This is a genomic window from Moorena sp. SIO1G6 (genome assembly GCF_010672795.1).
In the GTDB taxonomy this organism is placed as follows: domain Bacteria; phylum Cyanobacteriota; class Cyanobacteriia; order Cyanobacteriales; family Coleofasciculaceae; genus Moorena; species Moorena producens.
The window spans coordinates 1-15,196 of the sequence record NZ_JAAHFZ010000058.1; the positions used below are offsets into that span (position 1 = coordinate 1).

Below are 15,196 nucleotides of genomic sequence, written 5' to 3' on the forward strand. Positions count from 1 at the left end.
GTAGCTGTCCAATTTTCTTGAGTTTCAATGGTCACTGAGGCAATTGCCCATACAGACAGCCCCGGACGACTATATACTTTTAATTGCTCGATTCCGATGGGTAGATAAGTTTGGTTGGTGTTGGTTTCGGGTAGTGCATGGATCAGCACCTGTAGCGCCCCATCTAATAAAGCGGGATGGAACTGATAGTCTGTGACTTCTGGGAGTAAATCTGGAGATAACTCAATCTTTCCTAGGGCTTGGTTTGAGCCTTTCCACAGCTGTTGGATTCCTTGGAAACTGCTTCCGTACTCAATTCCTCTTTGTCGATAGTGTTGATAATGGTCTGGGATTTCTATGGGTTGATTACACTCGGTCAAGTATTTTTCTAGGTCAACAGTAGCCACACCATTGTCCATTGCTGCGGCTCGGATTATGCCTGAAGCATGAAGTATCCACTGGGGTTCGTCCTGGTGCGGCTGTTGCTGTTGAGTAAATACTTGCCATTGGTAGGTTTGGTTTTCTGATGGAGTTAGTATAGTCTGAACTGTTTTTATTTCTCCTTCTGGTAAAATCAATCCGGTTGGTATGACTAGGTCTTCTACTACTAGATTATCAGTTTTAAAGCGGTTTCCTCCTGCAGCTAGAGCTATTTCTAGATAGGCCGTTGTGGGGAATAGCGCCTGGCCAAATACTCGATGGTGCTTGAGGTAGGCTGGTTCATCTTCTGCTAATAAAGATTCAAATTGGATTTGTTGTGGCTGACCGGCACAATAGAACCTTTTACCCAGTAAGGGGTGGAGATTTTTTTCCGTTGATAAATACGGTTTTTTGCGGTTACTCTTATTACTTTCTATCCAATACCGTTCTCGTTGGAATGGATAAGTAGGTAACACTACCTTTTGACGAGCATAGTCTCGGTCAAACTCTGACCAATCTACTTTGGCTCCCTTTACATACAACTGTCCTAAACTAGATAGCATTTGTTGCCATTCTTCTACTCCTTCCCGCCAGGACGGTAACCACACCCCGAATTGTTCTGGGAGACATTGCCGCCCCATGCCTAATAAAATTGGTTTCGGTCCGATTTCTAGGAAGATTTCATAGCCAAGCTGGTGCAAGGTCTCCATACTTTGGGCAAACCGCACTGGTTGGCAGATATGATTCACCCAGTAGTCCGCCGTGATTACCTTCTCGGTAGCTTTTTCTCCTGTAACATTAGATATGAGTGGAATTTGAGGCTGATTGTAGCTCAATTGTTCAGCAACTGCTTCAAATTCTGCCAATATTGGTTCCATCAAGGGTGAATGGAAGGGGTGAGATACCTGTAGCCTTTTGGTCTTGATTCCCTCAGCTTCTAATTTGTCACAAATAGCACCAATATCTTCACTGGCTCCGGAAATCACTATACTTAATGGACCATTAATAGCAGCAATCGCTACTTTTTCTGTGTAGGGGGTAATCAGTTCACGGACTTTTGACTCGTTAGCCATCACTGAAACCATCTCACCACCACAGGGCAACTGTTGCATCAACCTTCCCCGGGTGGCAATTAGTTTCAGACCGTCTTCTAAACTAAATACCCCTGCTACGGTTGCAGCGACATATTCCCCCACACTATGCCCCATTACTACATCTGGGTTTATGCCCCAGGATTGCCATAACTTAAACAGGGCATATTCAATGGCAAATAGGGCTGGTTGGGTATAAGCTGTTTGGTCTAGCAGAGATGAACTGGAGTGATCTTTGTCTACTGGATAGAGAATTTCTAGTAAGGAAGTTTCCTGGAATGTTTCTGTACTACTGAGAATTTTGTGACATTGGTCGAGTGCTTCTCGGAATACAGGTGCTTGTTCATATAGCTTTCTTGCCATGTTGACATACTGAGAACCTTGACCGGTAAACAGGAAAGCTACTTTTCTTGAAGTAAGCTTTTTAGGTAATTCCCCTGAGAAGATTCCTGCTACTTCATTTTCTGCTTGGAATTGGAGCAGCTTTTCGAGCAATTCTGCTTGGCTTGAACCTACAACTGCTAGTCGGTGGTTAAAGTGAACCCTTCCTGTATTGGCAGTGTAACAAACATTTGCTATATCCAATTCTGGATTGGTGTCTAGGTGATGATGATAACGACTAACTAAATCTTCGAGAGCTTTTTCTGTTTTCCCAGACAAAGTTAATATATGGAGCGATCGTTCTAGATCATCCTCACTGGTAACTTTTGACTTTTGACTTTTAACTGGAATAGGAGCTTCCTGCAATACTACATGAGCATTAGTTCCTCCTACACCAAAAGAACTAATTCCTGCTCGACGGGGAGAGCCATTGCTTTTCCATTGAGACAGAGTGGTATTGACGTAAAACGGACTATTGGCAAAATCAATCTGGGGATTAGGTTGCTCAAAGTTCAGACTAGGAGGTATTAATCCGTGCTTGATAGCCAGCACAGTTTTAATCAATCCTGCTACCCCTGCTGCTGTATTCAAGTGCCCCACATTAGTTTTCAGGGAACCTACGGCGCAAAATTGCTTTTTCTGAGTGTGCTGAGAAAATGATCTTGTTAAAGCTTCAATTTCAATTGGGTCTCCTAACTCTGTACCAGTGCCATGAGCTTCTACATATGTGATCGTCTCTGCACCTACTCCAGCAACAGCTTGAGCTTCTAAAATAACTGCTGCTTGACCTTCCACACTAGGTGCAGTGTAGCCTAATTTTAAGGAACCATCATTATTAATGGCTGAACCCTTGATCACAGCATGAATACAATCTCCATCTGCTATTGCATCTTGGAGTCTTTTGAGCAATACAACTCCAACACCACTACCAAAAACTGTCCCCCGAGCTCTGGCATCAAAAGCTCGACAGTGACCATCAGGAGATGCAATCATTCCCTCTTGATATAAGTATCCGACCTCTTGGGGAATCTGGATGGAGACACCACCTGCAAGTGCCATATTACATTCCCCATTGAGTAAGCTTTTGCAAGCCAGATGAACTGCAACTAATGAAGTGGAGCAAGCTGTTTGAACATTTATTGCTGGTCCGGTGAGATTCAATTTGTAAGCAGCGCGTGTTGCTAGGTAATCTTTGTCATTCCCAATCATTTGTTCAAAGGAGCGATTACTTAGCACTATAAAACTTTGATCGTCAAGGTGAGACATTAAGTAAGTAGGCATCGCACCGCCAGCATAAACCCCTATGGAACCGTCATAAGTCTCTGGATTATAACCACTACTCTCTATTGCTTCCCAAGCAGATTCTAGGAAAAGCCTTTGTTGCGGGTCTATTGTTTTGGCTTCTCTTGGACTGTAGTTAAAGAAGTTAGCATCAAACAGATCGATGTCTGAAATCAGACCATTAACTTTGATATAGTTAGGATTATTAAGTAAATCAGTCCCGACTCCAGATTCTCCCAACTGTTGATCTGATAAATAGGAGATAGATTCCACACCATTTTTCAGATTATCCCAAAATTCTTCTATATTTTTCGCACCGGGAAAACGTCCCGACATTCCAATTATCGCAACATCATTATCATCCTGAAGTTTATTGAACGGCTTAACTTGGCGATTTTTCCTTGATTGGGCTTCACCATTGCCCGTAATAAATTGACTTAATGAATGTACAGTTGGGTGGGCAATCAGGTCAACAACTTTCAAGTTGATATCAAATATTTCTTGCAATTTGCTGTGAACCTGTATTAGGATTATTGATGTTCCGCCCAGTTCAAAAAAATTATCGTAAATTCCGACTTCTTCTATCTGAATAACCTCTTGCCAAATACCAGCGATTTTTTGCTCGGTTTCATTTTGAGAGGTAGTACTTTTGTCAGGTTCTCGCAACCTTTTACGGTTTATTTGGCCATCAGGTGTTAATGGGAGTGCTTCTAATTGAACAAAAGCGGAAGGCATTATTTGGCTAAGAGTTCCAAAGCGATCGCGCACCTCCAACTCTTGCAACTGACGAACAGGAAACTCTGTGGTTTTAGCAGCAAAATAAGCAGTTAACTGTTGTAAACTATGACAATCCCTGCTCAAGCGCTGTATCTGTAGATTACTCTGATCCAAACCCACTATCAGATTATTGTGATGATGACACAGAGCTGCCAATAAAGAATACATTCCTTGTGATGGTTTTATAACATGGTAACCTTTGAGACGGCTGAGTTTCTTGATTTGATAACCACGACTCATACCCTTTTCATCCCAGATACTCCAAGCCAAGCAATAGACTTGCTTCTTACCCTGAGCTTTTTGGCGATCACAGAAAGCTGTTTGAAAACTATTCGCTGCTGAATAGGCAGCTAGAGCTGTAGCACCAAAGAAACCATATATAGATGAGAAATGGATAAACAAAGCATTAGCATTATCTTTGAGCAGCTGATCCAACACCCAAGTTCCTAAAACTTTTGGACGCAGCAATGCACTCATACTGTCTTGAGTTTCCGATGACAAGAGTTGTTCGTGGTACATTCCTGCCAGATGAATAACTCCATCTAGTTGACCTCCACCCAATTGAGATACTGCCTGAGCTACTACCTGTTGTAGCTGTCCTAAATTACAGATATCTACTGCTTGATATACTACTTCCCCTGGCAGTTGCTGCAACTTTTGGTACGCCAGCATTTTTTCCGAGAGCTTATCTCCCTCTTCCTGGGTTGGCTTCCCATTGTTTGGTTGCTCTATGTCTGTTCGACCTACCAATATCAGCCTTGCTTGGTAATGCTCTAAAATATACTTGGCAATTTCTACCCCGATTCTTCCGAGACCGCCACTGATTAGGTAAATACCTCCCTTTTTCAAGGGTAGTTCTTGTTGCGATTCTGATGCCAAATCCACTGCCCCTAGGCCTGAAACGAGGCGTTTTCCATCTCTGTAAGCTATTTCTATCTCTAGTTCATTGAAAACACTACAGAGTTCTTGCCAAATGTAATTCCCATTTACCTCTACCTCTGCTACTGGTAAATCTATATGAGTACAGCTTAACCAAGGCATTTCCTGGGGAATGGTTTGGAGTAAGCCTAATACCGTGGCTTTTTCATAAGCTATATTGTCTGTAGGTTGGACTGACTGAATGTAACTGCTGATAAAAAGTAACTGTACCTGATGTTGTGTACCTTGAACTTGCTCTAGGGCTTGAACTAAGTGTAGTAAACTAAAAAGTCCTTGGTACTGTGATTTTTCTAGGCTTTCTATGTCCGCAACTTCTTCGGTGTAATCCTGGTAGTGACCTAAATGTAAGATCCGCGAAATTGGTGTTTTTTTGACTGCTATGGACTCAAATAGCTTTCGATAATGCTGTCTATTTCCCGGAACTATAGTATAGTGGCGATCATTCACTTGAGCAAAGCCTGAACCAAAATCAACTTGGATACAAGGTTGATCGTATTTATCTAATTTATTTGACAAAAAATGTCCTAATCCTAAGCAGTCAACAAAGACTAAAGTTAGACCTACCTGCTGAGGATAAGGGGAAACAATAGCTTCTTTAAGTAGCCAAGATTTTTTGTAAAACCAGTTGGGAATTGTCCGGTTATTTGCAAATTGAATATCAATCGCTTTGATTGCTTCTTGACATTCCCCACCTTCCAGCATCCGTTTCAGTCTTACCCGTTGAATTTTACCGCTTGTTGTCTTGGGAAACTCTGCACCCGATATGGGTATTACATAAGTGGGAGTAATGCCTAGTTGAGATGATACTTCTCGCTGAATAGTTTTGATTAACTCAATGTTAAACTCTACTTGTAGCTGTTTCGGTGTGAAGAAAATTGCTAGCCCTTCTGTCCCTGTCTCTGGTTGAGAGAAACTAACTGCTCCCGCAAAAGCCGGTTCTACTCCCTCAATGTTATTAACTATATCCTCAATATCGTAGCAATAATAGTTAACTCCATTAATAATAATTAGCTCTTTTTCTCGACCTGTTAATACCAGTTTTCCATCAAGGATAAAACCTAAATCACCACTATTAAACCAGCCATCTCCTACAAAGGCTTCTGAGTTAGCTTGAGGATTATTCAAGTAACCAGGAGTTACTACGTTGCCCTTGATTTGAAATCGACCAATCACACCTTCTGGTAAGAGTTTATTGTTCTCATCGGTAATGCGAATTTGAACTCCTGGTACGGGAGCACCTAAATCTGTAAATTCTATTACATCTGTATCAGTTGCCTCCCCTTTAATCAACTGTCCTCCTATGGAGAATTTTCGGATGCGATGGATAGCTGATTCAGAATCAAACTGATTTTGATAAGTGATGCAGGTACAAACGTCTGCCATGCCAAAAGCTGGCTGCATGGCTTGGGAAAGTACTCCAAAGGGAGCCACTAACCTGAGAAATTCTCGTACTACTTTAGGAGTTACTTGTTCTCCTGCATTCATGAAGAATTTCACCGAAGACAAATCCCAACTTAAATGAGAGACTTTTGATAAAGCATCACTTACTAACTTGAATCCAAAATTGGGTGTCCAGGTATGGGAAACTCGATACTTTTCTAGTAAATCTAACCAGACAATGGGGTTAGCTAACACCACATCTGTTGCCACTTCAATTTGCTGACAACCTAGATAAGTATCTTTGAAGTGACAGGTGACGATGGGAGCGACATGCTCTACTGGCAACCAATTGAGGGAAACATCTTCTTCCTGATATCCATTAAATTGTTGAGCAGCATGGATATGGGTGACAATACCTTGGTGAGTTTCTTGAATACATTTAGGTACTCCTGTGCTGCCTGAAGTTAATTGTAAGAATGCGACATCATCAGGTTGACTATGGTGAATTTCTTCGGTAGGTGGATAATTTATCATCCTTTGTACCGATAAAACTTGCACTCCTGAGAGTGGGAGTAACTGTTGAAGATTTTGCAGTGGGTCGAGCAGGGATTCACTAGCTAATATTGGTGGATGTTCCAGTAATTCCCAGGTATTGTATAACTTTTTGACTACAGCATTTGGTTGTTTATAAGTTTTGGCTACAGCTACGGTTATTGGTTGAATTCCACCCAGAATACATCCCCAGAGTGCTGGAAAATAATCTCGCAGGCATTCGATTTGCAGTATGATTCGGTCTCCTGCTTTTAAACCTTGATGACGCAAACCATTTAAAGTGCATTTAGCTTCTGCCAGTAAACTACTATAGGTTTGGGAGACTTGTTTTTTATGGGAAAGGATATAGACTATTTCTTTTTGTTGACATCGAGTTGCTGTTTGAATTAGTGCTTCAGTTAAGGTTAAAGGTGCATCATCTGGAATTGTTAATGAACCACCATCACTGAATGCGGGTACAACTGGTGTCAGATTTTCTGGTTGAGATGCAACTTTTTCAAGGGACGGAACTTCTGTTGTTGTTGCAGAGAACATACCAGTGATAGATGCTTCTGGAACTAGATCTAATAGATGAACTGGTGGGGTTGCTTTGGTTTTATGGGGTTGGACAACTACTGCTGCTTGTTCTATTTGTGGGTGCGATCGCAGTTTTTCTTCCCAACGGGCGATCAAATCTGAGTCAATAACTTCTAAAGTACCTAAAACTGCTTCGTTTACTTGCCCTGATTCTGTCCGAGGTAAGGCAGATATGGGCACATAAGCACAAGGTAGCAAGTCAGGAGATAAATGATGCTGTAGGTATGAATTTATTTTCTCTATATAAAAATTACCTGAAACAACCACATAAGCAACCTGTTGATTATCCCTGGTTAAAATAGCATAGTCCTGCACTTCGGGAATAGATTTTAATGCAGTTTCTACCAGAGCTTGTTTTCTTGACTGACTGTGGATATCTACTTGACGAACCTTCAGCTTTTCTGACAATTCCAATTCATTAACTTTAGTCTCTGGAAAATGAAGACATTGTTCTATAATCAACAAATAAGATTCTATTAAAGCTGTAATAGTATCTTCCTCAAACAAATTAGCATTGTAAGTAAATAACCCCTTCAACTCTTGATTATCCTTTAACAAAGCAAAGAATAAATCTATGTCTGTAGGCAATTTACCATCTATTGTATTGGAGATACTAAAATTAGAATAGTTTTGATTATTTATATCACCGTCGATGTCAATATAATCAAATAAAATCTGAAACAAGCTTCTGTATTGTTGATAGGTTTGAGCGTCAATAAATTCCGCTACATAATTTAGAGGAATATTTTGGTTCGCATAAGCTTCTAGGGTAATTTCTTTAACTTTGTATAGTAATTGTTTGAAGGTCAAATTATCATCAAGCTTTGCACGCAGTAAGATAATATCGGCAAAAAAACCGATGGCAGATTTAAGTTTGTGATGCACCCTGCCTGACACTGGAAAGCTAAGGACAATATCCTGTTTTAGCGAGTATTTAAATATCAATACATAGAATACTGAAAGAAATAAAACTACAGGAGTAATACTATATTGACTACTTAACTGTTGAACTGCAGTCAATGTAGTATTAGGTATATTAAAAGTTTTTTGTATACCTTTAAATCCTGGAGATAATTGAAAATTATCAACTGGTACTGGATATAAAGTAGAAACACCAGCTAATTGTTTTTTCCAAAAATTTAATCCTTTTTCTAATACCTCTCCCTGTAACCATTGTCGCTGCCAAACAGCATAATCGCCATATTGAATATCTAATCCCGTTAAGGGAGAGTGTTTTTTATCCAGAGAGTAATCATATAAAGTTAGGAGTTCCCGAATTAATAAATTAATTGATAATACATCGATAATAATATGATGAAATACTAATATTAATACTGCATCTGTATCACTGAACTGTAGCAGTTTGAAACTGAATAGTGGAGCTTGAGATAAATCAAAGTTTTTTAGAGATTCTTGTCCAATATTTTCTTCAATAACAGCTGTTATTTCATTTGTGCTTAAACCATGATAATTTTCAACGGAAATACTTATATCTAGCTCAGGAATAGGTACCTGAACCAAGGAGCCTTCTTTTAAGGCAAAACTTGTTCTGAGAATTTCATGGCGACTAACAATTTTATTTAAGCTTTCTTGCAAAACTTGAATATCTATTAAACCTTCGAGCCGTATTGTTTGAGATATATTGAGTGCTGCACTATCTGGAATTAACTGATTTACAGACCAAAGACGTTCCTGTTGATAGGATAGAGTAAAATGTTCATTTCTATTAACAGAAATTAAAGGTATAGATTGTGCACTAAAATTGTGGCTTTTTTGCTGAATCAGCCGCAATAATTCGATCTTATTTTGAGATATAATATCTCTAATTTCTGCTGTCAATGCCCCCTTAGGAGCGTTAATTTTTAGTTGATCGCCTTCAGCCCAAATTTTAATGCCTTGGCTAGAGATTTGATACAAAACTTGCTTCAGGTTCATGATTGATTTACTCCCTATTTTCAATTATGTTTTGGGTTTTTGATGGTTTGAAGAACTATTTTTTTCTAACCAAAATCACTCAAGGACTTTATTCGCGCTATTTTTATCAAACTAATACCTTCACTTTGTGTTTTCATATATATATTTAGAAATTTATTATAAAATTATATAGTAATTTCTTCCCTATCTTCATAGATATTTTGGGTTTGTGAATAATTTGATGAACTAATTTGATTTAACAAATTTTTTTCAAGCAATAAATTGGCTATTTCGATAATACTAATACCGCTAATTATTATTTTCATAGGAATATCAAATTCTATTTCCCTTTGTATAAAATTTCGCAATTCACCGGCCATCAAAGAATCAAAACCCATACTAGTTAAAGGTTGCTTTATTTTTATTTTAGCAGCATTTATTCCCAAAATAGTAGAAATTTTATTCTTGAGGTAATCTATCAATATTTTTTCTCCTTGCTCTGGTGGAGCTGCTTTTAGCTGTTCTAAAAGCTGTTCGTTTTTAGTTGATGAAATCAAAGCGGACAAAAATGGGATCTTTTGCCCACTAGGGAGCTGGCTGACAAACCTTGACCAGTTAATCGGGAACACTCCAACTTGGCTTTGAGAACCTGATAACAATGACCCCAATGCCTGCATTCCCTGTTCGGGTTCAATGGCAACTATGCCCTGGCTCTGCATCCGATTGTGATGTCCACTTGCTAAACGAGCGGCCATGCCTCCTGCTGCCCATGCTTCCCAGTTAATACTCAATCCTGGTAATCCCTGCCCTCGACGATGATGGGCTAAAGCATCCATAAACCCATTAGCTGCGGCATAGTTTCCTTGACCTGGTGAACCCAACATCGAAGCCATCGACGAGAAACAGACAAAGAAATCTAAGGGTAAATCTTTGGTCAGTTGATGTAAATACCAAGTCCCTGCTACTTTTGGTGCCATCACTTTGGTAAACTGCTGCCAACTCATGTTTTGCAGTAACCCGTCATCCAATACCCCGGCGGCATGAATCACTCCTTTGAGTGGTGGCAACGATCCCTGAATTTGCTTCATCATTCTGACCGTATCTTGTTGATTGGATATATCCCCTGATAAAACTGAGATTTGGGTTCCAGCTTGTTCTAATTCCTTAATTGTTTCCATCGCCATCTCTGAGGGAGCACAACCCCCAATTAAGACCAGATGTTTAGCACCTTTAGCAACTAGCCACCGGGCTACCTGTAGCCCTAATGCTCCCAAACCACCAGTAATAATATAACAGGCTTCTGATTCAATTGATAGTTGTAATGATCTTAACTTCTGCTGTTGTTGTGGTACTAATCGGGCTACATAACGGACTCCCTGACGAATTGCGATCTGGTTTTCGTTATGATTAGACAACAGTTCATCTACCAAACTGGGGAGGGTTTCAGAAATATGAGATTTCGGATCTAGGTCAACTCGAAAACAAGCTAATTCTGGGTGTTCCAGACTAATAACTCGCCCTAGTCCCCATAGAGCTCCCTGCTGGGGTTGTACCACTTCCGTTTCATCTAATACACTCTGAGTTCCTTGAGTAACTAACCACATCGGCGGTAGATGAGTTAGTCCAGCTTGAATTAAGGCTTGGACTAAATGCAGTACTGTAGCACAACCTAGTTCTTGAGCTTTTTCTAACTCCAGTATACCCACCGATTCACTGGTTTCATTTACACCCCATAAATGCACAATCCCTTTAAGATCACCATTGTCTTCCAGCAGTTGTTGGAATTGTTCAGCAACAGTGGGATTGATTTGATAATGTTGAGCATCTAATTGCTGATACTCTGAACCGGGAGATACCCAAATACAATTATACCCCTTCTGTTCTAAACTCTTCCCAATACCCTCTGTTAATTCACCGGTGAGTGCAAATACTAACCAATTCCCTGTTTTCTTTTGATTAGATGGGGTTTTTGATGGTAGGGGTATAGCTTGCCAGTTGATTTCATAAAACCAATTACTCAAATCTGAACCCAGAGTCATCAGCAACTTTTGGGCATTTGCTTTCCTCGCTTCAACACCAGTGACCTGAGCCACTAGCTCCCCATTGTGGTCAAATAATTGAATATCGGCTTTGAGTTTTTCTGATGATTGTTTGTCTTTCGACCGACGGGTATAACACCAAAGCCGTCCATTCTCAGGACGATTATAGAAAGTAAATTTCTCTACACTGAACGGAACAAACGTCTCATTATTGTCGTCGGACAGACTTAAGTTAAGTGCAACTAGTGATTGGAAGCAGGAGTCAACCAAAGCCGGATGTAGTTGATACTTTGTTGCATCTAGAACTGTTGGGGGCACTTTCATTTGACAAAGAACTTCTCCGTTTCCTAACCAGACCTGATCTATCCAGCGGAAACTCTGTCCTAATCGAATTTGTCGCTCCCAGAGATACTTGTAAACTTCTGTGCTTTCTAGTTTTTGACTACAGCGAGCTTTAATTCCTTCAATATCTTCCAGAGATAATCGTGATTTGTTAATCGGGTCAGTAGAAATCTTTCCAGTACCATGAACCGCCCAAGAACTGATTTGTCTGCCATCGTTAAAAGAGTCGTCAAAGCTAATCACTTGAAATGAATAAGAGCTATCTTGTGGAGTCAAAGCTACCTGCACAGTTCGTACTCCTTGCTCCGGAATGGCTAGAGCTTGAGGAAGGATAATATCCTCCAGTTGACATTCACTTTTCGGAAACGTTAAAGAGGCAGCTGCTAACACTAGGGAGATGTGAGCTGCAACAGGAACTACAACTTTTTCATAGATACGGTGGTCTGCTAAAAAGGGGTAGTTTGGGGTACTAAAGTCAGACTCGAAAAATATTTCTTTTGATAAGGGAGATTGGAACTTTTGATTAATTAGAGGATGGAGCTTGTTTGAAGAGATGGCTTTTGAATCGGAGCCCTTAGGGGTTTCAACCCAATACCGTTCCCGTTGGAATGGATAAGTTGGTAAGACGACTTTCTGACGGCTATAATCTCGGTCAAAACCTGACCAATCTACTGAGGCTCCCTGGACATATAACTGTCCTAAACTAGACAGTATTTGTTGCCATTCTTCTACTCCCGGACGTAACGACGGTAACCAAATACCGAACTCTTCTGCTAGACATTGACGCCCCATGCCTAATAATATTGGTTTTGCTCCTATTTCTAAGAATATTCCTAACCCTTGTTGTTGCAGGCTCTCCATACTAGCCGCAAACTTGACAGGTTGACGTATATGATTTACCCAATAGTTGGCTGTGGCAATACTCTTGTCTACTTTTTTTCCTGTAACATTGGAAATCAGTGGTATTTTTGGTTGATGGTAGGTAATTTGATTGGCTACTGCTTCAAATTCTGCCAACATCGGTTCCATCAATGGTGAATGGAAGGCGTGGGATACTTGTAGTCTTTTGGTTTTGATTCCTTCTGAGTCTAGACTACTGACAATGGCGGCAATGGCTTCTGCTTCACCTGAAATTACTACACTTAATGGTCCATTAATCGCAGCAATCGCTACTTTTTCTGTGTATGGGGTAATCAGCTCACGGACTTTTGACTCGTTAGCCATGACTGAAACCATCTGACCACCACAGGACAACTGTTGCATCAATCTTGCCCTAGTCGCAATTAGTTTCAGACCATCTTCTAAACTAAAAATTCCTGCTACTGTTGCTGCTACATATTCTCCGACACTGTGACCCATTACTGCATCTGGGTTTATGCCCCATGATTGCCATAGCTTAAACAGGGCATATTCAATGGCAAATAGGGCTGGTTGGGTATAAGCAGTTTGGTCTAGTAGAGAGGAGCTTGAGTGCTGTGGGTCTTGAGGATAGAGAACTTGATTGAGTGGATATTCCAGATACTGCTGTAAGATTTGCTCACATTCATCTAAAGCTTTACGGAAAGTCGGTGCTTGTTCATAGAGTTGCCTTCCCATATTCACATATTGGGAACCTTGACCGGTGAACAGGAAAGCCAGTTTTGGACTTTTGCTACCACTATCAAGTTGTCCAGAAAATAGCCCAACTACTTCCTCGCCAGTTTTCCAGTAAAGTAGTTTTTCTGCTAATTTCTTTCGGTCAGAAGCAATAACCGCTAGTCGATGGTTGAAATGAGCTCTTCCTGTATTAGCTGTGTAACATACATCTGCTAGTGGTAACTCTGGATAAATTTCTAAATAATTTTGATAACTACTAACTAAATCTTCTAGAGCCTTTTGTGTCTTGGCTGATAAAGTTAATAAATGCAGCGAACGTTCTAGATATTCTTCACTTCTAACTTCTGACTTCTGACTTCTGACTTCAGTTGGAGCTTCTTCTAGCACTATATGAGCATTCGTGCCACTAAGAGAAAAGGAACTGACTCCTCCCACTCGTTTACCCTCTGATGACAACCAAGGTGTCAGTTGAGTGGGAACTTTTAGAGGTATATTCTCCCAATCAATATAGGGGTTGGGATTTATAAAATTCAGATGAGGCGCAATTTTTTGATGTTGCAGTTGCAAAACTACCTTAATTAAACCTGCAATTCCCGCTGCGGCTTCTAGGTGACCAATATTAGTTTTAACTGAACCAATCATCAAGGGATTGTCCTGGTTATGTCCCTGCTCAAACACACTGGCTAAGGCTCTTACTTCCATAAGGTCTCCTAAAGAAGTTCCTGTACCATGAGCCTCCAAATAACCCACCTGAGATGGTTCTACTTTCGCCGCTTTGAGAGCTTGCTGAATTAACTTTTCCTGGGCTAGTTTATTGGGCACTGTCAGTCCGCTACTAGGTCCATCATGATTAACGGCTGAACCACTAATCACTGCTGAGATTTGGTCACCGTCTTTGAGAGCATCAGACAGACGCTTGAGTACCACAATACCACATCCCTCTCCCCTGCCATAACCATCAGCAGCAGCATCAAAAGTCTTACACCTGCCATCGGGTGATAGAGCCTTTAATCTTGATAGTGCGGTGGTGATTTGAGGAGAGAGAATTAGTTGTACTCCTCCTGCTAAAGCCAGATTAGACTCACCCTGACGCAGACTCTGACAAGCCTCATGTACAGCTACCAGAGACGCTGAACAAGCTGTATCTATTGCCATAGATGGGCCTTGCAATCCTAATGAGTAAGATAACCGACCTGCTGCAAAACAAAACCCATTTCCTGTACCATCGTAAGGGCTGATATTTTCGAGTTGGCTGAAGCTCAAATCAGCATAATCGTTTTGACCGATGCCCAGAAACACCCCTGTCTGAGTGTTTTCTAATTGTTGGGGGTTAATTCCAGCTCTTTCTAGAGCTTCCCAAGTTACTTCCAAAAGAAAACGTTGCTGTGGATCAAGGCTATTTGCTTCTCGGGGAGAGATGCCAAAAAACTCAGGATCAAACTGATCTACCTGATTAACTAATGAAGCATGGCGAATATAAATTTTCCCTGGAGTATCAGGGTCAGGGTGATAGAAAGAATCTATATCCCAGCGTTCAGGTGGAATTTCTCTAACCGCATCTTGACCACTAGATAACAGTTGCCAGAAGCTTTCGGGTGTGTTGGCATTTCCTGGAAATCGACAGCCCATGCCAATAATGGCAATAGGTTTACTTTTTGAACGCTCCATCATCTCCAAAGCTTCTGCTTGCTTTAGCGCCAGAAACATCTGTTTGGATAATGATAGTTGCTCTGTGTTGGTAGTCGCTTCCATGAATTTTTAGCCTTGACTTTTGAGTAATTAAAGTTGTTTTTTTTGGTTATGTATCAAATTATTTATACTTTTGATTTTTTCAAGTTGTTTAACGGCTAGTGCTTAAAATTATTTTTATGAAATATCTTCGATAACTGGCAAAATAAATATTGTGATATACTTCTACCTCTTTGAAAT

1 protein-coding gene and 1 pseudogene are annotated in these 15,196 nt (G+C 40.5%); both read right to left on the reverse strand.

Translation table 11 applies throughout. The features are described 5' to 3' along the window. Positions 1–9,311: type I polyketide synthase (locus tag F6K63_RS30315; protein ID WP_287314031.1), on the reverse strand; the 9,311-nt coding region annotated here is incomplete at its 3' end. A gap of 164 nt (positions 9,312–9,475) precedes the next feature. Further along, positions 9,476–14,917 (reverse strand): annotated as a pseudogene (locus F6K63_RS30320) (type I polyketide synthase); the annotation flags it as partial. Between the last annotated feature and the right edge of the window lie 279 nt (positions 14,918–15,196).